We start from the raw sequence: 22,748 nt of genomic DNA, 5'->3' as shown, positions 1-22,748 counted from the left end.
ACTTACTCACTGCTCTTAATGGCGTCTGCTAATTGCACCACCGCCATAGTGTATGAAAAAGACCTATTATAACGCGAAACCACCCAGAAATTTTTATAGCCTAACCAATATTCCGGTCCGCTTTCGCCTTCTAAGCGAACAGGAAAGACAACATCATTTGGTTCACCCTTATGGCTAACTTGCCAGCCCAGGGCTTCGAGTTCGGCTAAAGTGCGATCTCGGTCAAAGCTGTTTAGTTTTACCGCCTCGCTTTCAGTGGCGTTACCAACGGTCGAATAAATACGACCGCCTCGTTGCCAACCGTTTTCTTTTAAATAATTCGCTACCGAGCCGATAGAATCGTTCACATCATTCCAGATGTCTATATCGCCATCGTTATCGTGGTCAACAGCATATGCAACATAACTTGTCGGCATAAACTGAGGGTAACCCATGGCGCCTGCATAAGATCCTTTTGTTTCTAATGGATCCATGTTTTGGTCACGCATAATGAGCAAATATCGAATCCATTCACGCTGAAAGTAATCGGCTCGCCGACCTTCTGTAACGGCTAAACTGCCTAGCGAGTCAAAGGTACGATAGCGACCGCGTGATGAACCGTAACGAGTTTCGATTCCAATAATAGCGGTTATAATACTGATAGGCACACCGTAAGTGTCCTCGGCTTTTTGCAGCAATTCCTTGTTCGTTGATACAAAAGCACGGCCATTTTTAATCATGGTGTTGGTGACGAACATGGGCTTGTATTGTGTATAGCTTTTTGTCTTTTCAGCGGGCGCTGATAAGTTTGATACCGATGCTTGTCGATAGTTTCCCTCACTCATCCAACGATTAACTTCTTCACGGTCAAAGCCGTGTTCATCAACTAATATATTCACAATCGCCTGAGTGCGAGGAAACCCTGTAAAGTTATCGGCGTAGGCAACACTGATGACAAAAACTAAACCCAAAAAAACTGTCTTCATCGTAATAAAACCCTGATATAGAATGAATATAACACTGACCATACCATAGCCCCTGTATTCTCGAATGGCGATCATCTTTACCGTTCGTAAATTATTTACTTATGTTGATGTGTACTGATCGACATTAATATCCCAAAACTGGCTAACAACGTCACAATAGATGTTCCACCGTAACTGACTAGCGGCAGTGGCACTCCAACCACGGGCAACAAGCCACTTACCATACCAATGTTTACAAAAATGTAGATAAAAAACGTCAAAGACAAAGAACCCGCGAGTAATCGAGTAAAGTTATCTCGCCCATTTAACGAGATCACCATGCATCGATAAATAATAAACGCGTAAACGCACATTAAGCCTAAGACGCCCACAAATCCCAACTCTTCACTGAGTACAGCAATGATAAAGTCGGTATGGCTTTCCGGTAAAAAATCCAGTTGAGATTGAGTACCCTCCATAAAGCCTTTGCCCTGCAAACCGCCAGAGCCAATTGCTGTTTTAGATTGAATAATATTCCAACCCGACCCTAAAGGATCTGATTCTGGATTCAAGAAAGTGAGCACTCGTTGTTTTTGGTAATCTCGCATGACAAACAGCCACATTGCCGGCAATGAGCCCAATGCAACTACGGCAAGGCTTGCTATGATTTTCCAGCTGAGTCCGGCTAAAAAAATTACAAAGATGCCCGATGCTGCGATCAATAATGAGGTCCCTAAATCGGGTTGCTGTAAAATAAGAATCACCGGTAGAAACAATATAATGGCTGAGCCTGCGATATGTTTAAACCGCGGCGGTACTCCATAGCGCGAAATATACCAAGACATCATAATCGGCAAGGCTAACTTCATAAGTTCAGAAGGTTGAAAGCGAAATAACCCTGGAATTTCCAACCATCGTTGTGCGCCTTTAGCGCCTGCACCCATGACAAGGACAGCGACTAACAACCCCAAGCCAAAAACAAAGGCAACACCGCCCCACTGTTGGAACACACGCGGGTCAAATTGCGCGATGATGAGCATACCAACAAAGCCCACCAGCAATCGAATGCCTTGCCGGATCACGGTGCCAAAATCACCGCCGGATGCACTGAACAAAACAATCAAACCCACCACTGCGAGTACAAATAGGCCGAGCAATAACCAAGGATCGATATGCAAGCGATACCACATGGAAGTTTTGCGTGAAAAGGTCCCTTCGGTGTCGTGTCTAACGAAATCACTCAGCATAGGTAGACTCTCTCAATAAATAATCATCCATCAGCTTACGCATCATAGGTGCAGCAACTGAACTACCACCACCTCCGTTTTCTACAACAACGGCAATGGCAATTTTAGGATCTTCAACAGGAGCAAAGCCCATAAATAATGCGTGGTCGATTAGATGCTCAGGCACATCACCTAACGCCTCACCGTTTTCATCTCGTTGAATATGCGCTAACTGGGCTGTGCCAGATTTGCCGGCGATAGAATAGGCAGACTGATAGCCCGCTCCTCTTGCCGTACCTTTTGCGCCATACATGACTTCCATTAGCGCTTCATTCATTTTATCCCAATGTGCATCGTTATTGAGCTTAACATCGGGTAGGGCTTTATCCGGAAAATCCATCAACGATTCATCATTACTGTGCAATATCAACCGCGGCATCATCCATTGGCCTTTTTCAGCCAACACCGCCGTTGCGATCGCCAATTGCATGGGTGTTACCAGCATATAACCTTGGCCAATGCCTAAATTAACCGTATCACCGGCATACCAAGAAAAGCCATGGCGGTTCTTTTTCCAGTCTCTCGTGGGGTTAATGCCGTTGAATGGGTTGTAAAGATCTAAACTGGTGTCTTGTCCAAACCCGAATTGAGCCAACATGTCATGAATAGGTTCGAGCGTTAACTTATAGGCCATATCATAAAAATAAGTATCAACCGATTCTGCAATAGCGTCTTTCATATCAACGAGACCATGCCCGCCACGTTTCCAATCTCGATACAATCGCTCGTCATTTGGCAATTGAAAAGACCCGGTTGATTTATAAACGGTATCCCATCGAACCACACCTTCGTTAATTCCGGCCAGGCCGATAAACGGTTTAATGGTGGACGCCGGCGGGTACTGGCCACGGATCGTTCTGTTTAGAAAGGGTTTATCGGGGGAGTCTCTCAATGCGTTATAAAGTACCGCCGGAAACCCGCTAACATAGAGGTTTGGATCGTAACTGGGGCGGCTGACCATGGCCAAAATTCCGCCTGTTTCAGGCTCAATGGCTACAATTGCGCCTTTTTTACCTTCGAGTAGTTCATAGGCATACAATTGCAACTGACGGTCTAAATGCAAATGGATGTTTGCGCCAGGTACCGGCGCTTTCTTTTCAATGACATTAATAATTCGACCACGAGCGTTGGTTTCTACTCGTTGGTAGCCAGCTTGACCAAGCAACTGTTTTTCATACTGTCGCTCAACGCCTTGCTTTCCAATAAATCGGATACCTGCATAAGCACCGAGATCTAAGTTTTCAAGTTCAGCCTCATTGATTCGACCTACATAGCCAATGACATGGGCGAAAGCGTCCGCTTCTGGATATTGTCGGATCAGTTCCGCTTCAACCTGAACGCCTTCTAAAAAGAAACGCTCTGCGGCAAGCACAGCAATTTCTTGTTCGGTCAGCTTAATTTTAAGCGGTACTGGGTCAAACGGACGTCGACTTTGCTTTAAGCGCTTATAAAACCGATCCACTTGATCGTCAGATAACTCAACCAACTCTTTTAGTCGCTCAATAAGGCTGTCGATATCTTTAGTGCGCTCTATAACAATACTGAGCGTATGGCTTGGTAAGTTTTTTGCCAACAGCTCACCATTTCGATCATAAATAAGCCCGCGAATAGGCGCGATAGGCAATACTTCTAACCGGTTCCGATCGGATAATGACTCGTACTTTTCATAGTCGAGTATTTGCAGGAAGAAAAAGCGTGACAGCAATAACAACAAAGTAATTGATACTATGACAAATGCCACACTCATTCTGCGATGAAATAATCGTTTTTCGAATGCTTTATTGTTAAGAGGAGTGAATGCTGACATGGTTATTTATGATATGGATGATTTTGCGTAATACTCCAAGCACGATACAGCTGCTCAGATAACAAAACACGCACCAACGGGTGCGGCAGCGTTAATTTAGACAAACACCATTTTTGATTAGCTCGGGTTAAGCATCTTGGGTCTAAGCCATCAGGACCGCCTATTAATAACACCAAGGTTTTAGCCTGCTCTCGCCATTGCTGCAATTGCTCAGACAATTGCTCTGTAGACCAATCCTTGCCTGATAAATCCAATGCTACAACATGGTCTTCAGGCTTTATTTGCGCCAACATAGCATCGCCTTCTTGAGCTATGGCTTTAGACATGCTGGCACTTTTTCCGCGCGCACCCAAGTTGAGAGGCACAAATTCGATGGCGATATCGCGGGGCATACGTTTTAAGTAGTCACCCGCACCCTCTTCTACCCATTTCGGCATTTTAGGGCCTACCGCCAAGACTCGTACTTTCATGGGCTACACCGAATCGGGGCTTAATCCTGACCAAAGCGCTTCTAAATCATATAGCGCGCGAGCTTCAGGCAGCATTACGTGCAGGACTAGGTCGGTAAAATCGAGCAGAACCCAATCTGAACCCGCTTGACCTTCTTGGTGATGCGATTGATACCCTTTTTTCTTGAGATCTTCCGAAACCGAGTTTACAACTGCGGCGATATGGCGAGAAGATGTACCAGAGGCAATCACTAAGGTATCCATAATGTCGGTTTTGTCTTTTACATCGAGCACTTGAATATCGGTTGCTTTAATATCTTCTAACGCTTCAATGACGCTGTTTAATAGCTCACTGTCGTGTGCATTTTTCATGTTTTATGTCCGTAATGTCTCTTAGGCCGAAGCCTGATAAAGTTCATGTCTTTCAATATAGTCGGCTATCGGTTGAGGTACAGGCCAAGGCTTTTGATTTATTGATTTTCGAATCTCGGAAGAAGCTTCGCGATACGCTAATCGATCATCATACCAAAAATAACCGGGTCCTTTTTGCCACAATGCATCTAAATCAGTGGCTTCTTTTAAATTGAGTGAATTTGAAATGGACTCTTCGCCTAAACGGCTGATCACCCAAAAATTCAAACAACGAATTAACTCATCACTTTTATGCCACTGCGCTATAGAGTTGAAGGCATCGACGCCCAAAACCCAAACACGAGTGGTTAACGATGCATCTCGTTGAGCTAATTTACTCAATGTATCAGCGGTGTAGCTTACCTGCCCCATCTCTAACTCAATGGCATCAATTACAATTCTAGACGCATTTTCTTGCGATTTACGCCAAAGCTTGAGCATCGCCAAACGCTCATCATCTGATGCTTGTGCCGGGCGTTTCAAAGCCGGTGTCGCACAAGGAATTACCCTCAGCGGTATTTCTTGCAAAGCAGTGTGCTTCAGTACGTGAAGACACACCGCTTCATGGCCATTGTGAAATGGGTCAAAGGTACCCCCATAAACGCACTCACGATTCACGAATATGTCCGTCTCCAAACACAACGTATTTCTGCGAGGTTAACCCAATTAAACCAACGGGGCCGCGCGCGTGAATTTTATCCGTGGATATACCTATTTCAGCCCCTAATCCGTATTCAAATCCATCTGCAAACGCCGTAGATGCATTCACCATGACCGAAGATGAATCGGCAGCCCTTAAAAACTTCCGTGCTGTGGTAAAGTTTTCAGTCACAATTGCATCAGTATGATGACTGCCATACTTATTAATGTGAGCCACGGCTTCATCAAATGAAGCCACCACCTTTATGGCTAAAATTGGCGCCACATATTCTAAATACCAGTCTTCCTCGGTCGCTGTTTCACAATCGATTAAATCTTGGGTTAATTCACAGCCGCGCAATTCTACACCTTTTTCGGCAAACATTCGTGCGATTTCAGGTAAAAATGCTTTGGCAACACTCTCATGAACCAATAACGACTCCATGGCATTACAAACACCATAGCGACGGGTTTTAGCGTTAAAGGCGATACGCTGTGCTTTGGCTATATCGGCTTCGGCGTCTACATAAACATGGCAGTTGCCATCCAAATGTTTAATAACCGGAACCCGAGCATCGGCACTGATGCGCTCTATTAAGCCTTTGCCTCCGCGCGGCACAATAACATCAACAAATTCCGGCATTGTGATCAACTGATGCACTGCATCGCGGTCGGTAATTTCAACTACTTGCACTGAAGTGGCAGGCAGACCTGCTTTTTCTAATCCAGCACTAATACATTGAGCAAGGGCCGTATTAGAGTGTATGGCCTCACTGCCTCCACGCAGAATGACGGCATTGCCAGATTTTAAACATAAACTCGCCGCTTCAATTGTAACGTTTGGTCGAGATTCGTAGATAATGCCAATAACACCCAATGGCACGCGCATTTTTCCTATTTGAATACCACTGGGGCGGTAGTCCATATCTGTAATGCCGCCGATGGGATCAGAAAGGCCAGCCACTTGGTGCAACCCCTCTACCATTGTGTCGATACGTGCATCGGTCAACTCTAAGCGATCCAACATTGCAGGTGAAAGCCCTTTTAGTGCGCCCGCGTCTAGATCTTGTTGATTGGCTTGCTTTAATACCGCTCGGCCCTGATTAATAGCATCAGCCATGGCAACTAACGCGTTATTTTTTTGTGCCGTTTCACAGTTAGCGAGCACACGAGAAGCATCGCGAGCTTGCTGTCCGAGTTTCGACATATATTCAGAAACATTCATGGTCATTGTCTACTACACTCTTTATAGAATCACCAGTATACCTGCACTGCTAGGCATACTCCACGTTGCTATCCGAGATAAAAAGGAGTAAAACACCGCCTCTTTTAAGTTTGACTCATTTTTTACCTTTTTTTTGGACGGATAAAAGAACACCATGTTGCTGGACTGGCTAACTCACTCTTCTTGGGTCGTATTATTGAGCGTTTTACTCGTATCTTTACTCGAGTCGTTAGCGCTCATCGGTCTATTTGTGCCCGGCATTGTCTTGCTATTTTCGTTAGCCGCCATTGCAAACGCAACCGAGATACCCGCTACCACACTATTAGTTTTCGGTGCGGCAGGCGCTGCCATTGGCGATATTGCGAGCTTTTTTATCGGCTATAAACTTAAACACAAGCTTTTTGAAAGCAAGTGGCTTAAATCGCATCAGAATTGGATCGAGCAAGGCACTTGGTTTATCGATAAGTGGGGTTGGATAAGCGTCATTATTGGTCGTTTCTTAGGGCCTTTAAGACCTATCGTCCCAATGCTAACCGGCGCACTGGGAATGCCACCACAGCGCTTTATCCCTCTAAGCGTTTTAACCGTTTTATTTTGGGCGCCCGCCTACTTACTTCCGGGCTATTATACTGGTGAACTCGCCAATTTATGGCAGCTTCAACCCATTGCGGATCGATCACTCATAATCTTCAGCCTGAGCATGCTTTTTATTGGCATGGTAATGCTTACGATTTATCACCACACCCACCCCGAGCAACTACTGCTCAAAGGCTGGCTCACGCGTGATCAAGCGGATAGGTGGCCCATTCATTCAGGTGTTTTAGCGCTGCTCTCGTTGAGCGCTTTTACCGCCGTCTATTTACTATCTCCACTGAAACAAAATGCAGATTTCCACCAATGGGCACAAGACTGGCAGTACTATCGGCTCTCTAGCCTTTGGCATTATTTTGCCAATCTCAACAACGACGCACTCATTGCCACACTCATATCCCTAACTTGTTTTTGGTTAATTTTATGCCGAAAAATAGCGCTGGCTCTGACAGCGGCCCTCACTTTAGGGTTTTTATGGGGAGCGACCAGCGTTGTCGAAATTTACTCGCCCGCTCACAAAGATATGAACCACCTCAATGTCACGAGTACGCTGGTGTTTTTACTGGCTTTTATAGCCAACTTATACAGCAATAGCTTGCACGGCCTGAAACGCTGGCCAATTTATTTAATGGCCTTTACGATGATACTATTGGTTATCGTCAGCTTGTTGTGGAACGGCGAAATCAGCCTTTCAGCGGCCATAGCGAGTTTATCTTTGGGTATTTTCTGTAGCTCTGTTGTGCGAATTGCTTGGCGAGCGCTGCACATTAGCCTGAATGTGCCCAGCCCAGGCGGCATCACTGTATTGCTACTGCTCACAACGGTCGCGTTTACAATTATCGCTTAATAAGCTAATTCGCATTACTTTTACGAACATTAGCCACAGGGCCAAACTGAGATTGCCGGTAAACCTCTAAGCTTGAACTATGAATCCACTTACCAATGCGTCGATCGCTCAATGAAATAGCTTCTGGCAATAAAAACCACTGCTCGTAAACTCGGCCATGTGCAACCCAATGCCGATCTCCGCACAAATGTGATAATTCTGATACTAGGGCAGGATGTAAAGCACGTATTCCGACTTCACCGTCAGAGTTTACTACTAAGCACATTTGGCCATTTACCCGAATGACGTGCTCACCAAAATACACCCCTATTTGAGGCGCAAGTTCTTCGGGTACAAATTGAGCTAAAAAATGAATACGGCGAGACCGATTGACTTTGTCCATTGAATTTCATCCTTGATAATGGCCATTACGTATAACTACCTTGATATACGCTCCTACTGATAGGAACCACCATGTTAGCAAAATCAATAAAGATTACTAGCACCGAATCTCTCAACTTTGAGCTGAGTCTAACTTTTATACCCTACCATCCAGTCAGCTTTTACCGAACAATATCCATAAAGTAGTAAGGCAAAAAAAAGGAGCAGCGAATCGCCACTCCTATCAAAAAAATACAACGCACAACCATGCTTTCAGGTTTTCACCTGGTTCCAAGGGGAACAGGCGGTAAGATACCCTAAGCCTAGAATCAAATCAATTTTTTCTGCGTATTTCATTATTCAGCGTAAATTCGCTACGAGCGATATTTCACAGTTGAATTTTCAAGCAGCGTTCATGAAAAAAACGAAACTCTCTTATACGACCAAATAATCCTTATTTAGATTGTCTTTAGCACCGAAGCTCACTAAAATCGGTTCGCTAGTGGCGAAATCAGGTTTTAAATTAGGGTTCTAATGGAAATTAACAGCGAAAGTTTACGATTTATTCTAGGCATCAAACTCAAGCAATTCAGGCTTGCAGAAGGCTATTCGCTTAAGCAATTGGCTGAGCGAACTAATATGTCAGTGTCTTACCTCAGTGAAATTGAAAAAGGTAAAAAGTACCCTAAACCGGAAAAAATCATCCAACTCGCCCAAGGGCTCAATAGAACCTTCGATGAGCTGGTATCGCTACAATTAGATGATGAACTCAATCCGTTATCGGCTTTATTAAACTCCCCCATCTTAAAGGATTTTCCACTACAACAGTTTGGCATTGGTTTATCCGATGTTTTTGATCTGGTGAATGACTCACCAAGCAAAGCAGGGGCGTTTGTTCGCACGTTGCTAGAGATCAGCCGCGGCTATGACATGAACGTAGAGCACTTTTTATTAGCCTCTTTACGCTCTTATCAAAAAATGCACCTAAATTACTTTGAAGAACTTGAAGCGGTAGCGAATGATTTTCGCAATCAAAACAGGATTCCACTCACCAGCGGCGTGAGCCAATCTTGGCTTGAGTCGATCTTGCGAGATGAGTTCCAATGCTCAGTTGAATATGATGATTTTTCACAGCACCCCGATCTAAAGTCACTGCGTTCCATCAATCCAAGCCCAAGAAAGCTATGGATAAACTCGCAGCTGCAGCCTCAGCAAAAGAAATTTGTGCTGGCGCGCGAAATTGGCTATCGCATTTTACGATTAAAAGAGCGAGCAAAAACCTCCTCTTGGATTAAAGTCGAAACCTTTGATCAGGTCGTTAACCACTTTAAGGTTTCATATTTTGCCGGCGCACTGCTTATTCCAGAGAAACGGCTCATTAAAGACATTAATCTTTGGTTAGAGAACACTCGCTTTGACGGGTCTGCGCTCACTAAGCTCATGAGCGAATACGACGCGACTCCCGAAATGTTCCTGTACCGTATGTCACAAATAATGCCGACGCATTTTGGTGTCGCTAAAATGCACTACATGAGAATTAATCACCCGGTCGGCTCTGACGTGTTTCGCATTAATAAAGAGCTCAACCTAACTAATGTATTTATTCCTCGAGGTATTGGCCCTGGCGAGCACCATTGTCGACGCTGGGCTGCTATTTCTGGCTTACAACAGCTCGATTCTGAATCAATTGGCCAGGGAAATGTAAATGTACTCGCTCAGCGCAGCACCTTTACACACCAGAATAAAACCTTCTTTAACGTAGCTGTTGTCCGAGAAAAGTCGTTAGGCGAGAATACCAATACAGGTATGACCCTAGGCTTTTTAATCGACGAAAATTTCAAAGAAAAAGCGAAGTTTTGGGCAGATGAATCTGTGCCTATTTTAGAAGTGAATGAAACATGTGAGCGTTGCACCATCGAAAATTGCGAAAGCCGTGCCGAAGAACCCACTATCTATAACGAAAAGAACATGCAAGAACGCCGAGAAATTGCATTGGTGAAATTTATGGATGAGCATAAGTGAATCAAATAGCCGAATCCCCAGCACAACCACTCAAATTACGTTCAAGGCTAGTTACAAGCCACCAAATCAAAGTGCCCGCTCAATCTATTGATGCTTTAGCGGAACAACTACAAAAAACCTTAGCCCAAGCGCCTGCTCTATTTAAATGGGCGCCAACGGTTTTAGATATCAGTGATTGCGATAGCGATTATTCAGTAGACAATCTTAATCAATGTTTCGACATGTGCCGAAAAAACCATCTTGTTCCATTCGCGCTAACCAGCAATCACAGTGCGCATCAAAAACTGGCTAAAGAAATTGGATGTGCTTGGGTAGAACCGAAAGCAAGCAAAAAAGCACAACGCATTCAAGAAGCCCAACCGAGAATCCAGCAAACAAAGGTAGTTTCTACACCGATACGCTCGGGTCAGCAGGTTTACGCAAAGAATGCACACCTTTTAATCACTAGCCAGGTGAGTGCGGGGGCCGAAGTCATAGCCGACGGCAACGTCACCATCTTAGGAGCATTGCGCGGTCGAGCCATTGCTGGGGCTCAAGGCGACATCTTTAGTGAAATCATATGTCAGCAGATGTATGCGGAGCTCATTGCCATTGCCGGTAACTATTTAGTGCAAGAAGACTTCCCTGCAGGTGAAGGTGGTGCCCGTTGTTACTTAGAGGAACAATCCCTCAAGTTTGATTTTCTCTAATTCTCGTTTGAACCATCAGCTTAGTTGCTTTAACCTAAGCTCTACTTATACATAGACTCTATAGAAAGGACATTCTCTTGGCTAAAATAATTGTGGTCACCTCAGGTAAAGGCGGTGTTGGCAAAACAACCACCAGTGCAGCTATCAGTATGGGCTTAGCTCTCAAGGGTCATAAAACCGCTGTTTTAGATTTCGACATCGGGTTAAGAAACTTAGATATCGTGATGAACTGCGAACGCCGTGTGGTATATGATTTTGTCAATGTGATTCAAGGCGACGCAACTCTTAAGCAGGCCCTTATTAAAGATAAACGTTGTGAGAACTTATTCATTTTACCAGCCTCTCAAACTCGCGATAAAGACGCGCTCACTAAAGAAGGCGTTAAAAAAGTACTCGATACCTTAAGTGAGAGTTTTGAATACATCATTTGTGACTCTCCTGCTGGTATTGAACACGGCGCGCAAATGGCGATGCACTATGCCGACACTGCGATCGTGGTGACAAACCCAGAAGTATCATCGGTAAGAGACAGTGACCGTATTTTAGGTATCTTGCAATCGAAGAGCTCAAGAGCTGAACAAAACTTAGACCCTGTTAAAGAACATCTTTTAGTGACTCGGTTCGACCCTGAACGTGTTGAACGTGGCGAAATGCTCAATATTGCCGATATAGAGGAAATTTTAGCCGTTAAACTGCTCGGCGTTATCCCAGAAAGCCAAGCGGTGCTCAATGCTTCGAACAAAGGCGTTCCTGTTATCTTAGATGACAAGAGTGATGCCGGACAAGCCTATGAAGACACCGTAGCAAGATTACTGGGTGAAGATCGACCTCATCGCTTCTTAGAAGCGCAACGTAAAGGGTTTTTAAAGCGAGTATTTGGAGGCTAACACCGTGGCATTACGAGATTTTTTTAATCGAGATAAAAAAGAAAATACCGCCTCCTTCGCAAAAGAGCGGCTTAAAGTTATTGTGGCGCACGAACGAAATGCTCGTAACGCGCCTGACTATTTGCCGGCTTTGCAGAATGAAATTCTAGAAGTCATTCGTAAGTATGTCGAAATAGAGCACGATCAACTTCAAATTGATCTAAACGATGACGGCAATTATTCTGTTTTGGAAGTAAACGTTAACTTACCGAAATAGCTTTTTGACCGTTGATGCATTAAAAAAGCCAGGTAATTACCTGGCTTTTTTGTGCTCGCTTTGAAATTTTCGATTAGCTGTTGGCCAAATTATCTAAATACTTTTCAGCATCCAATGCGGCCATACAGCCCGTACCTGCAGAGGTAATAGCCTGACGGTAAATATGATCCATTACATCACCTGCCGCAAAAACACCTTCAACACTGGTTGCTGTCGCGTTTCCTTCCAACCCTGATTTCACTTTAATATAGCCATCTTTCATTTCTAGCTGACCGTCAAAAATGCCCGTATTAGGTGAGTGGCCAATGGCAATAAAACAACCGTGTAAGGCTATTTCTTTTTTACTGTCGTCTTTGGTACTGGCAATGCGCACACCAGTTACACCCATATCATCACCTAAGACTTCATCTAAAGTGCTGTCCCAATGTAACTCAACTTTACCTTCTGCAGCTTTCGCCATGAGTCGATCCGCCAGAATCTTTTCACTTCTAAAACTGTCTCTGCGGTGAATAACATGAACTTTACTGGCAATATTCGCCAAATAAAGCGCTTCTTCTACCGCAGTATTTCCGCCACCGACGACACAGACCTCTTTGTTTCGGTAAAAGAACCCATCACAGGTTGCGCAGGCAGATACGCCTTTGCCTTTGAAGGCTTCTTCACTCTCTAAACCAAGGTAACGCGCACTCGCACCCGTGCAAATAATGAGCGCATCACAGGTATAAGTCCCTTGATCGCCCTTCAATGTATAAGGCTTTTTAGTTAAATCAGTGGTATGAATATGATCAAAGATAATATTGGTATCAAAGCGCTCAGCGTGCTTCTTCATATCTTCCATCAACTCTGGACCTTGCAATTCAGCGTGCCCACCGGGCCAGTTTTCCACTTCTGTGGTCGTCGTTAGCTGACCGCCCATTTCCATACCCGTAATTACTACAGGTTTGAGATTAGCGCGAGCGGCATAAATTGCCGCGGTATAACCGGCAGGACCTGAGCCTAAAATAACTAACGAATGGTGTTGATCACTCATGTGAAAACCTCTGAATTTATTGATTTTGAATTGTTGTATACAATGGCGTCTGCTGAAAAAGAATCAAGCCATAGTTTTACTATGGACTTGATATTTTTAGACTATAACCACCATGCGCCGAGCATTATTCTACAAATGGGCGCTTTTTCTTCTTAATGGTGCCAAAGCCATCTCCAGGCTCTACCACGGAAGCATCCTGCTTGGCTGGAGATTTAGGCCCCTTCCCTTTAGGCTTTGCTTTCAGTTTGGCTTTTTCTTTTTGCTTCACCTGCTTAGGTGACAGCTTAACTTTCTTTTTAGTACTGGCTGCTTTTCCACTGGCTTTAACCTTCTTAGGACCCTTATAAGTACCTTCAACGGCTTTTATCTTTAAGTGTTCAAGCTCAACTTTTATATACTTTGAAATACCCGCTTTTAAGTTCCATTCATTATGAGCGATTAAAGAAATAGCCTTTCCTGTGGCACCAGCACGCCCTGTTCGACCAATTCGATGGACATAGTCGTCGCCATTTCGCGCCATATGAAAGTTAATCACTAAATCGACACCGGAAATATCTAGCCCGCGAGAGGCTACATCGGTGGCAATCAATACTTTGGTCTTTCCTGAGCGGAACGACGCCATGATAGAAGTACGCTCTTGTTGATCTAGCTCACCATGTATAAAGGCTGAGTTTCCCGTATGGCCACTGACAAACTGACCAAGCCGAGCAGTTGATTCGCGGCTATTGGTAAACACCAAAGCCTTATCGAAAGGCTCATTAGCAAGTAGCCACAATAAAATGCGTTCTTTATGGCGTTCGTCATCGGCCAATACATACTGCTGCTGAATGGCTTTATTCTCATCTCGCACCGTTTCAAGAATGATCTTTTCTGGGTTAGTTAGTACTTGCTCACCCACCTTCATGATTTGGCGTTGCTTTAAGGTAGCCGAGAAAAATAGGGTTTGGCGCTCTAAATCACACTGGGCAACAATGTTCAGTACGTCATCGGTAAAACCCATATCGAGCATGCGATCGGCTTCATCAAGCACTAAAACTTCTAAATCCTCAAAGTCGGTCGCGCCTTTTTCCATATGCTCAACAATACGGCCTGGTGTGCCGACAATTATCTCTGGGTTATCTCGCAAAATGACTTTTTGAAAATTGTAATCTTCTCCACCAATAATCAACCCAGTTTGCAGCCGCGTAAAAGAAGACAGCATTTTAATTTGCTTAAAGACTTGTTTGGCCAACTCGCGGGTAGGAACCAATATCAGAGCTCGTGTGCCGGTATTACGAGGTGAACGCTGCAGCAATTTATCAAGTATCGGAAGAACAAACGCGGCTGTTTTGCCACTGCCTGTTTTTGCACTGACCATTAAGTCTTGGCCATACAGCGCAGGAGGAATTGTAGCCTCTTGCACCGCTGTCGGAGTTGTAAAATTATGTTTATCTAGTGCTTTTAACAAGCGCTCATTTAAGCCTAAATCGGCAAAAGATACTGGATCGGTCAAAATATTCTCTACATTGCAAAATAAAACCCTATTTTAGCACAGCCAACCTAGGAACGACTCTGTTTTAGTGATCAAATTTCATTCGGCCTCTTGATTCTTCTCACAGCTGGTTTACAGTGCAATTTCAGCTCAGTTACATTTATCCATACACAAGAAGGATTTCTCAATGGATTTACAGAATCTCGTGACCGGCATCGCTCAAACTGCCGTTTCATGGTTGCAAACTAATATTTTAAGCTTAGCCCTCGCTCTGGCAATTTTCTTCGTAGGCCGAATAATCGCAGGTATTTTAGCCACAGTTGTTCAAAAGTTAATGATTCGCGCACAGGTCGAGGCTATCTTAGTCGACTTTGTGGTCGGTATAGTACGGTCGGTTTTAATACTATTTGTCATAATTGCCTCCTTGGCTCAATTAGGCGTCGATACCACCTCACTGGTTGCTCTGTTAGGTGCTGCGGGTATCGCTGTGGGTTTGGCCCTGAAAGATTCCCTGCAAAACTTTGCTTCTGGTGTCATGTTAATCCTATTTCGTCCATTTAAAGCCGGCGATTTTGTAGAAGCTGGCGGTGCTATGGGTGTTATTGAAAAGATCTCCATATTCTCAACACTCATGCGCACGGTCGATAACAAAGAAATCATCATTCCAAATGGCAACATTTACGGTGGAAACATCACTAACTTTTCTGCCCGTGAAACACGCCGCGTCGATATGGTGTTCGGTATTGGCTATGAAAGTGATTTAAAACTGGCGAAGCAAATCTTACTAGATCTCGTAAAAAACGATGAACGCGTACTCGAAGAGCCCGAACCCGTCATTGCAGTTTCTGAACTCGCCGACAGCTCTGTTAACTTTATCGTTCGCCCTTGGGTTAAATCGGCCGATTACTGGGGCTTGTACTGGGATATGCAAGAGAAAGTGAAACTGGCATTCGACGAAGCCGGTATTTCAATTCCGTTCCCACAAATGGATGTTCATATCGCTAAATCGGAATAATTCATCCTTTTCGGTTTAAACTCAGGCGTATTATACTGATACGCCTTTTTTATGCGGCACAAACTCTTTATGGCAAAAATAGTTTTTCGACTCAACCACGTTCCAGAACCAGAAGCCGACGCCGTTCGAGCTTTATTATCCGATCATCAGATTGATTTCTATGAAACCGACTCAGGTCGATGGGGTATTTCCGTTGCGGCTATTTGGGTCAATAACGATGAAGATGTGTTTGAAGCCCGCAAGCTGATCAACGAATTTCAAACAGCTCACACGACAGCCATGAGAGCAGCGTTTGAAGACGAAAAAAAAGCTGGGAATATTCCCAGCTTTTGGCAGTTATTAAGAACCAGCCCTGTTATGGTGATTACTTATTGTGCTTTAATCGCCGCAGTGTTGCTGATTTCAATTGTTCCTATTTACCGCTTCTTCAATACTTAAGTTCTAAAGTGAGCCAGTTGAGATTGCACGGCTAAGCCTAGTGCATCTAATTCCTCGGCTTGTTTATGCGCAGCCTCTACATTAGAAGCTAACTCTTGAGACGCCTCTTGGATCGCTTGTGTTATTCGATTAATTTCATCTGTCGCCAAGTTTTGCTCTTGAGACGAAGATGAAATACTTAACGCCTGATCCTTAATACCTTGAATCACGATATTAATATTGGCTTGGCTTTTCGACACCGTATTCGCTGCGCTCATGGTATTTTCAACCAGGGTCTTAGCTCGGTCCATTTGCGAAACAGCCGCTTGCGTTTGAGTTTTCAACGCTTCAATCATAACTTGAATTTCACCCGTGGCTTCATGTGTTCGGCCAGACAAGGCTCTCACTTCATCGGCAACTACAGCAAAACCGCGGCCCTGTTCTCCGGCTCTGGCCGCTTCGATTGCGGCGTTGAGTGCCAATAGATTCGTTTGCTCCGCAATGCCTTGTATCGTGGCCAAAATAGTTGCAATTTGCTGGGCGTGCTCGTTGAGTTTATCAATAACCTCAGTCGTCGTATCAATTTCATGCGTGAGCTCGTTCATTTGCGTTTTGTTTTGATTCGCATTTTGCTCACTGGCTTCAGTTTCTTTTTGGGCATTTTCAGCGGCTTCGGCGGTTTGCGCAGCATTTTCGGCGACGGAAGCCGCTATGGCAGACATTTCATGAATGGCCGCAGCGACTTGAGAAATTTCACTTTGCTGCTGATGTACTTGGCTGTTGTTTTCGGTCGCCATCTGATGCGACTCTTTAGACAAGCTTTGCATTTGCGCGGCAGAATCAACCACTTGAATCACCATGGCATGAATCGATTCAATGAAGTTATTAAAATGAGTGCTCAGTTGACCCAACTCATCTTCACTTGTAACGGGAATACGCTGGGTTAAATCAGCATCACCAGAAGCAATCTCTTGCATGTATAAGGCCAACCGCGCCAAAGGTGCAAGCAATAGACGAATCATTAGAATTAAAACAATGGCCACAACAATTAAAGTGACTATCGATAACAACATGGTCTGTGCGATCAATGTTTGCAAGCCAGATAAGGCATCAGACTTTTCGATGGCAATGACAACTTTCCAGGGTGTTCCAGGAATTTCATAGGCCGACATGAGTAATTCAACATCGCCAGCAAATACTTCCGTCATCGATTCTGAAATGCTCGCCGTCGAATAAAGACTAGTAAAACTCTCCCCTATTGCGTCGGTATTATTGTGAACTAAAATTGAATTGTTTTCATCGACTAGCATCGCTTGACCGGTATCGCCAAATTCAACTTTAACCACACTTTCTACAATTTCCGTCATGGAAATATCAGCCGCAATTACACCGTTGCTCACGGGTTGAGCAAACGACATAATTAAGTCGCCACTGGATGCGTCAATGTAAGGAGCCGTTAAAATGGGTTTTCCTGCCGCGGTAGCATCTTTATACCAAGGTCGAGTTCTTGGATCGTAATCGGCGGGCAACTCAGTAAAGGGGTGAATATTCATATCGCCGTTAGCCGAACCTAAGTACATGTACATAAATTCGCCAGATAACGCACCTTGCAATAAAACATCATCAACATTGGAAGATTCCGTAAACTGGCCTGCACCATTTAAGACAGCCAATTTTGAAGATTGCCAAGCCTCAATAGATTTAACAAGCGCTTGCCCTGCATCGTCGATATCGAGTTGAAGGTTTTCAATCAGCAATGATTTAGATTGCTGAAAACCAACAATGCCACTCATTAACTGCATGACTAAAACAGCCAACAAGGTTCCGATGGTTAACTTAAGTTGAATAGTCAGTTTTTTCATTTGAATTTTCTCGCCAAATAGTACACTCATAAACTAAAGCGTAGCGGCAAATTCAAAAGTTTGTATTTTTATTTTAAGCATTTAATAACTGTCAATTTGACCATAATATTAAAGCTAAATACGACTTAGAATAACGTCCTATTAACAAAGGGCTTTTTATCTACCTCAGATTTTGTGCCATTTCTAAGCGCTATCATTTGGTTCTTGCGGCCAAGCAAACGCAATTGAACAAGCCGCTCCCAAAGTAAGCTGATACGTTCACTTTTTTTCCAAGTTTTCCTATATAAAAATTTAGTGGCCGCAACAGCATCTGGGCTTTGTTCGGCGATTCGAAGAGCCAGTTCAGTGGCTTGTTTATGGGGGTTTTTGCAGATTCTGCTTACTAACCCATAATCTTGAGCTTCTTTTGTGCTAAATACTCGGCCTGTCATAGTGAGCTCTTGAGCTATATCTAAACGGGTCAAACGAGATAAATGAACCGTTCCGCTCATATCTGGTATAAGCCCCCATTTCATTTCCATTATCGAAAACTGTGCATCCGGTGTTGCTATTCGATAATCACAAGCTAAGGCAATTTGCAGAGCGCCGCCAAAACAATTGCCATGAATGGCTGCAATTACAGGCACAGGCAGTTGCTGCCAAACAAGTGCAGCGCGTTGAAACATGTTGTCTTTACGCCAAGGTAGTTTTATAAAAAAGCGAGGTATCATTGAAGGGTGTTTCGTCACATAACCAAAGTCTAGACCTGAACAAAACGATGGTCCGGCACCAGATAAAACCACGGCGCGTATGGACTTGTTTTTACGTATGGCACTGGCCGCGGCTACAAGCTCCTCGAAAGCGGCCCGGTTAAGCCCGTTGTGTTTATCTGGCCGATTCAGTGTTACAAAGGCAATCGACTCTTTAATCTCGAGCAAAACACAGGGTTTATCTCTCATACAACGTCTTCTTTTTAGGTGTAATGGTATGCAGCTGTTTCGTTGGTTAAATGTGACTCTAATAAAACAAGTGCTTAACTGAACACCCAATAATCGGCATCCATATCAATGGACTCATCTGTAATTAATTGCATTACAGGCGATTCCGATAAATTCGGATATTTTAGTAGGTACGCTTCTACGTTGATAATTACTTCACCGTTTTCCTCTTGTAGCGCAACACCTTCATCATTAATGGCTTTTAAAATGGCTTTCTTTTGACTGTTACTGGTGGCTATATCTTGAATACTCATAACTTTCCTAATCGAAAATGGGTGTAGGTTTACCAATGCGTTTCATTTTAGCACGGTGCGGCTAAACTTTCTTTTATCAAGGCTATTAATGCATCTACGCTGGGCATACGGGTATAATTCGGTCGAACAATAAAGGCCAATTTTCTATGCGGTCCTGGCTCACCCAAATGCACAGCGGCTAACTCTTCATGATGCTCAATCAATGAAGCCAATGCCATTTCAGGTACGAGCGTTGTCCCTATGCCTCCTAACACCATTTGCACTAACGTATTCAAACTGGTGGCCCCAAAGCCATGATTAGCCGATTGCATCGGGATTTTGCACGCCGCTAGCGCATGCTCTTTAAGACAGTGCCCTTCCGTTAACAGCATCAATTGGCTGGTAGTTAGTTCACGGCTGGTTATTTCCGACTGGTCGGTATATTGCTCGCCTTTGAGAGCCACCCAATAAAAGTCTTCTTGCCAAAATTCAAAACTCAGCAACCCTTCTGTTTCGTATGGCATGGCGAGAATCGCCGTATCAATAACGCCCTGTTTAACCATATCCACAAGTACATGGGACTGATCTTCAACAATAGATAACTGAGCACTCGGAAAACGTTGATTTAACCTGGGGAAAAGGTTTGGCAATAAAAAAGGGGCAATCGTAGGAATCACGCCTACTGTCATTGGGTAGCTTAGAGGCGCTTTTTGAGTGGCCGAAACAGATTGAAGCTCATCGAGCTCGGAAATAATACGCCGAGCTCGGTTTAAAACATCACGGCCTTGCGGGGTAACCAGCACTCTTTTGTTATCGCGCTCAAACAACTGGAACCCAAGTTGCTGTTCTAAAGCATTTAAGGCCGTACTCAGCGCCGATTGACTGACATTGCAGTTCTCAGATGCCTTTTTAAAGTGCAAAGTTTTCTCTACGGCAAGCGCGTAATACAACTGCTTAGTCGAAATCATAATTCCTCTCCATTCCAGCCATCATCAATCTATATTTTAGATCATAATAATAAAAACAATCAATTATATTAATGACAAAGCAAGCCTTACACTGTCTTCAGTCAGTTAGACAAACCCAATTACAACGAAGGAGGCCACCATGGCACTTATTAACACTCAGATTAAACCTTTTTCCGCAACAGCCTACAAAAACGGTGAATTTATCGATGTATCTGAAAAAAACATTGAAGGAAAGTGGTCTGTTTTCTTCTTCTACCCAGCAGACTTCACTTTTGTATGCCCAACTGAGCTCGGCGATTTGGCCGACCATTATGAAGAATTTCAGAAGCGTGACGTAGAAATTTACTCAGTATCAACCGATACACATTTTACTCACAAGGCATGGCACGAATCGTCAGACACCATTGGGAAGATTGAATACACCATGATTGGTGACCCTACCGGGGCTATTACACGTAACTTTGAGGTGATGCGTGAAGATCAGGGCCTTGCGGATAGAGCCACGTTCATTGTCGATCCAGATGGCATTATTCAAGCCATGGAAATCACAGCTGAAGGTATTGGCCGAGATGCTGAAGATGTTTTGCGAAAAATTAAAGCAGCTCAATACGTTGCCGCAAATCCTGGCGAAGTTTGCCCCGCGGCTTGGAAAGAAGGTGAAGCCACACTGGCGCCTTCTTTAGATTTAGTCGGAAAAATTTAAGGGCTGTAATCAGTAAAAAGATGAGCCTTTGGGCTCATCCCCATAACTTAATTTATAAGGAGCACTGTTGTGTTAACTCAAGAAATTTTAAGTGCCGTTAAAAATTACACGGCCAATATGAATAAGCGCGTCAACTTTGTTCTACAAACAGGACACCATGATAAGCGCGAAGAACTCATTACCTTTTTATCCGATTTAAGCCAAGTAAACGAAAACCTATTTTTAGAGGAGCGAGAGACCCACGGGAAATTGCGCAGCCCGATCAGCTTTTTAATTGAAGCCGACGGTGTAGACATGGGTATAAGATTTTCAGGCATCCCCAGTGGCCATGAGTTTAACTCTCTTATTTTAGCGATATTACATTCATCGGGCACCAAACTGAAGTTAGACAAAACGGTTACAGAGATCATTGAGAATATCAAGGAACCGCTCAATTTTGAGGTGTTTGTTAGCCTAAGCTGTCACAACTGCCCAGACGTTGTACAGGCCCTCAATCAGTTTGCTGTCATCAATGAGAACATTTCTACTGAAATGATCGATGGCGGATTATACCCTGAACTGATTCAACAACGAGATATTCAAGGAGTGCCAAGTGTTTACTTAAACGGTGAGTTGTTTGCCAATGGCAAGGTAGATACTGCATACCTTTTAGAGCAGCTAATGCAACACAGTCAACCAACCTCCGACAATACTGAAAACTTGCCGCTCCAAGATGTCACCGTGATTGGCGGCGGACCTGCTGGTGTGAGCGCCGCTATATACAGCGCCCGTAAAGGTTTAAAAGTGACATTGATAACGGATCGAATTGGTGGTCAAGTTAAAGACACCATGGGCATAGAAAACTTCATCGCAACGAAAGAAACGACAGGACCTGAATTATCTAACGCACTACATGCGCATTTAAAAGATTACGATATCACTATTAAAGAATTTTTAAAGGTATCCGAAGTTATCCCTGGAGATATAAAAACCGTAAAATTAAGTTCAGGCGACGCTATCGAAACTAAGGTGGTGATAGTTGCCACGGGTGCAAAGTGGAGAGAACTAGGCATTCCTGGAGAGAAAGAAAACATTGGCAACGGCGTGGCTTATTGCCCCCACTGTGACGGACCTTTCTTTAAAGGCAAAGACGTTGCTGTCGTAGGCGGAGGAAACTCTGGCATTGAAGCCGCTCTCGATTTATCAGGTATCGTTAAATCCGTTACGGTATTCGAATTTATGCCTGAGTTAAAGGCCGACAAAGTGTTAGTTGAGAAAGCAAAGAGCAAAGCGAACATCGAGATCCTTAAAAATGTCGCAACTCAAAAAGTGATCGATCAAGCCGGTAAAGTTTCAGGCATTGAATACCAAGATAGAGAAACAAACACAATTATGCAGAAGCCGCTAGAAGGTATATTTGTGCAAATTGGTTTGGTGCCCAACAGTGGGTTCTTAAATAAGGTTGTCGAGACTACGTCTTTTGGCGAGATCATCATTGATGAGAAATGCCACACCAGCTCTGAGGGTATTTTTGCCTGCGGAGATGTTACTACGGTTCCTTACAAGCAAATCATTGTTTCGATGGGTGAAGGCGCAAAGGCCAGTTTATCTGCATTTGAATACCTACTCACTCAAGGTGATGTGCTTGAGCAAAAGCACCTTGAGCTAAATGCTGCCTAA

The 22,748-nt window shown here is 44.0% G+C and carries 25 protein-coding genes; 11 read left to right on the top strand and 14 right to left on the bottom strand.

The window, feature by feature from the left end:
* Positions 1–2: 2 nt before the first annotated feature.
* From mltB to QWZ13_RS06020, 7 genes are read right to left on the bottom strand one after another with little or no spacing between them, the layout of a single operon-like run.
* Positions 3–1,040 (bottom strand): lytic murein transglycosylase B, encoded by a 1,038-nt coding sequence (gene mltB / locus QWZ13_RS06050; RefSeq protein WP_290280970.1) that lies wholly within the window; start codon positions 1,038–1,040, stop codon positions 3–5.
* A 20-nt stretch (positions 1,041–1,060) separates the two neighbouring features.
* Entirely contained in the window at positions 1,061–2,191 is a 1,131-nt protein-coding gene (rodA, locus tag QWZ13_RS06045) for a rod shape-determining protein RodA (RefSeq protein WP_290280969.1), read from the bottom strand.
* On the bottom strand, positions 2,181–4,037 hold the full coding sequence (mrdA, locus tag QWZ13_RS06040; RefSeq protein WP_290280968.1) for a penicillin-binding protein 2: 1,857 nt from the start codon (positions 4,035–4,037) through the stop codon (positions 2,181–2,183). The genes rodA and mrdA overlap by 11 nt, the downstream gene beginning before the upstream one ends.
* 2 nt (positions 4,038–4,039) lie before the next feature.
* A complete protein-coding gene (gene rlmH, locus QWZ13_RS06035; protein ID WP_290280967.1) occupies positions 4,040–4,507 on the bottom strand; it encodes a 23S rRNA (pseudouridine(1915)-N(3))-methyltransferase RlmH in 468 nt (155 codons plus the stop codon).
* Positions 4,508–4,510: 3 nt separating this feature from the next.
* The gene (rsfS, locus tag QWZ13_RS06030) at positions 4,511–4,858 is read right to left on the bottom strand and encodes a ribosome silencing factor (RefSeq protein WP_290280966.1); all 348 of its coding nucleotides are present in this window, start codon (positions 4,856–4,858) and stop codon (positions 4,511–4,513) included.
* A 21-nt stretch (positions 4,859–4,879) separates the two neighbouring features.
* Positions 4,880–5,533 carry a nicotinate-nicotinamide nucleotide adenylyltransferase gene (locus tag QWZ13_RS06025; RefSeq protein WP_252729133.1) on the bottom strand — a complete coding sequence of 218 codons (654 nt, stop codon included), beginning with the start codon at positions 5,531–5,533 and terminating at the stop codon, positions 4,880–4,882.
* On the bottom strand, positions 5,505–6,761 hold the full coding sequence (locus tag QWZ13_RS06020) for a glutamate-5-semialdehyde dehydrogenase (RefSeq protein ID WP_290283288.1): 1,257 nt from the start codon (positions 6,759–6,761) through the stop codon (positions 5,505–5,507). Before QWZ13_RS06020 ends, QWZ13_RS06025 begins: the two co-directional genes overlap by 29 nt.
* Positions 6,762–6,915: 154 nt before the next feature.
* Between QWZ13_RS06020 and QWZ13_RS06015 the strand changes: the two genes are divergently transcribed.
* Positions 6,916–8,199, top strand: a complete 1,284-nt coding sequence (locus QWZ13_RS06015) for a DedA family protein (RefSeq protein ID WP_290280965.1) — start codon at positions 6,916–6,918, stop codon at positions 8,197–8,199.
* A gap of 4 nt (positions 8,200–8,203) precedes the next feature.
* Here QWZ13_RS06015 and QWZ13_RS06010 read toward each other — a convergent pair whose 3' ends face one another.
* Entirely contained in the window at positions 8,204–8,581 is a 378-nt protein-coding gene (locus tag QWZ13_RS06010; protein ID WP_216001313.1) for a hypothetical protein, read from the bottom strand.
* A gap of 512 nt (positions 8,582–9,093) precedes the next feature.
* On the opposite strand from QWZ13_RS06010, the gene QWZ13_RS06005 reads away from it, so the two are divergent.
* The 4 genes from QWZ13_RS06005 to minE all read left to right on the top strand — a co-directional run bounded on the left by QWZ13_RS06005 (position 9,094) and on the right by minE (position 12,413).
* Positions 9,094–10,581, top strand: coding sequence for a helix-turn-helix domain-containing protein (locus QWZ13_RS06005; RefSeq protein WP_290280964.1), 1,488 nt, complete (start codon positions 9,094–9,096; stop codon positions 10,579–10,581).
* On the top strand, positions 10,578–11,270 hold the full coding sequence (minC, locus tag QWZ13_RS06000; protein ID WP_290280963.1) for a septum site-determining protein MinC: 693 nt from the start codon (positions 10,578–10,580) through the stop codon (positions 11,268–11,270). Before QWZ13_RS06005 ends, minC begins: the two co-directional genes overlap by 4 nt.
* A 77-nt stretch (positions 11,271–11,347) precedes the next feature.
* Positions 11,348–12,157, top strand: a complete 810-nt coding sequence (gene minD / locus QWZ13_RS05995) for a septum site-determining protein MinD (RefSeq protein WP_216001316.1) — start codon at positions 11,348–11,350, stop codon at positions 12,155–12,157.
* A gap of 4 nt (positions 12,158–12,161) precedes the next feature.
* Positions 12,162–12,413: a cell division topological specificity factor MinE gene (gene minE, locus QWZ13_RS05990; protein ID WP_290283287.1), complete on the top strand. Its 252-nt coding sequence runs from the start codon at positions 12,162–12,164 to the stop codon at positions 12,411–12,413.
* 73 nt (positions 12,414–12,486) lie between these two features.
* Here the strand turns inward: minE and trxB are convergent, their stop codons facing one another.
* Positions 12,487–13,443: a thioredoxin-disulfide reductase gene (gene trxB / locus QWZ13_RS05985; RefSeq protein WP_290280962.1), complete on the bottom strand. Its 957-nt coding sequence runs from the start codon at positions 13,441–13,443 to the stop codon at positions 12,487–12,489.
* Here trxB and QWZ13_RS05980 point away from each other — a divergent pair.
* Positions 13,426–13,599, top strand: coding sequence for a hypothetical protein (locus QWZ13_RS05980; RefSeq protein WP_290280961.1), 174 nt, complete (start codon positions 13,426–13,428; stop codon positions 13,597–13,599). The two genes, trxB and QWZ13_RS05980, sit on opposite strands and share 18 nt — an antisense overlap.
* On the opposite strand, the gene QWZ13_RS05975 is transcribed toward QWZ13_RS05980, so the two are convergent.
* Positions 13,568–14,935, bottom strand: a complete 1,368-nt coding sequence (locus QWZ13_RS05975; RefSeq protein ID WP_290280960.1) for a DEAD/DEAH box helicase — start codon at positions 14,933–14,935, stop codon at positions 13,568–13,570. The genes QWZ13_RS05980 and QWZ13_RS05975 overlap by 32 nt on opposite strands.
* Positions 14,936–15,025: 90 nt before the next feature.
* Between QWZ13_RS05975 and QWZ13_RS05970 the strand changes: the two genes are divergently transcribed.
* The 3 genes from QWZ13_RS05970 to QWZ13_RS05960 are packed head-to-tail and all read left to right on the top strand — an operon-like array spanning position 15,026 to position 16,367.
* The gene (locus tag QWZ13_RS05970) at positions 15,026–15,163 is read left to right on the top strand and encodes a hypothetical protein (protein WP_290280959.1); all 138 of its coding nucleotides are present in this window, start codon (positions 15,026–15,028) and stop codon (positions 15,161–15,163) included.
* The gene (locus QWZ13_RS05965; RefSeq protein ID WP_290280958.1) at positions 15,102–15,929 is read left to right on the top strand and encodes a mechanosensitive ion channel family protein; all 828 of its coding nucleotides are present in this window, start codon (positions 15,102–15,104) and stop codon (positions 15,927–15,929) included. The genes QWZ13_RS05970 and QWZ13_RS05965 overlap by 62 nt, the downstream gene beginning before the upstream one ends.
* A 51-nt stretch (positions 15,930–15,980) precedes the next feature.
* Positions 15,981–16,367: a DUF6164 family protein gene (locus tag QWZ13_RS05960; protein ID WP_290280957.1), complete on the top strand. Its 387-nt coding sequence runs from the start codon at positions 15,981–15,983 to the stop codon at positions 16,365–16,367.
* Here the strand turns inward: QWZ13_RS05960 and QWZ13_RS05955 are convergent.
* The 4 genes from QWZ13_RS05955 to QWZ13_RS05940 form a co-directional block, all read right to left on the bottom strand.
* Complete coding sequence (locus tag QWZ13_RS05955) at positions 16,364–18,208, bottom strand: methyl-accepting chemotaxis protein (RefSeq protein ID WP_290280956.1); 1,845 nt, start codon at positions 18,206–18,208, stop codon at positions 16,364–16,366. The two genes, QWZ13_RS05960 and QWZ13_RS05955, sit on opposite strands and share 4 nt — an antisense overlap.
* A 125-nt stretch (positions 18,209–18,333) precedes the next feature.
* Positions 18,334–19,236, bottom strand: a complete 903-nt coding sequence (locus QWZ13_RS05950) for a crotonase/enoyl-CoA hydratase family protein (protein ID WP_290280955.1) — start codon at positions 19,234–19,236, stop codon at positions 18,334–18,336.
* A complete protein-coding gene (locus QWZ13_RS05945) occupies positions 19,221–19,439 on the bottom strand; it encodes a hypothetical protein (protein WP_290280954.1) in 219 nt (72 codons plus the stop codon). The genes QWZ13_RS05950 and QWZ13_RS05945 overlap by 16 nt, the downstream gene beginning before the upstream one ends.
* Positions 19,440–19,486: 47 nt before the next feature.
* On the bottom strand, positions 19,487–20,386 hold the full coding sequence (locus tag QWZ13_RS05940; RefSeq protein ID WP_290280953.1) for a hydrogen peroxide-inducible genes activator: 900 nt from the start codon (positions 20,384–20,386) through the stop codon (positions 19,487–19,489).
* Between the two features lie 139 nt (positions 20,387–20,525).
* Here QWZ13_RS05940 and ahpC point away from each other — a divergent pair, with 139 nt between their 5' ends.
* Both ahpC and ahpF read left to right on the top strand, forming a co-directional pair.
* On the top strand, positions 20,526–21,089 hold the full coding sequence (gene ahpC, locus QWZ13_RS05935; protein WP_290280952.1) for an alkyl hydroperoxide reductase subunit C: 564 nt from the start codon (positions 20,526–20,528) through the stop codon (positions 21,087–21,089).
* A 69-nt stretch (positions 21,090–21,158) separates the two neighbouring features.
* Positions 21,159–22,748 (top strand): alkyl hydroperoxide reductase subunit F, encoded by a 1,590-nt coding sequence (gene ahpF, locus QWZ13_RS05930; protein ID WP_290280951.1) that lies wholly within the window; start codon positions 21,159–21,161, stop codon positions 22,746–22,748.

Origin of the sequence: Reinekea marina (assembly GCF_030409715.1) — a bacterium.
GTDB classification, from domain to species: Bacteria; Pseudomonadota; Gammaproteobacteria; order Pseudomonadales; family Natronospirillaceae; genus Reinekea; species Reinekea marina.
Note: the sequence above shows the minus strand (reverse complement) of the source record. Positions and strands in the feature narration are given on the sequence as shown.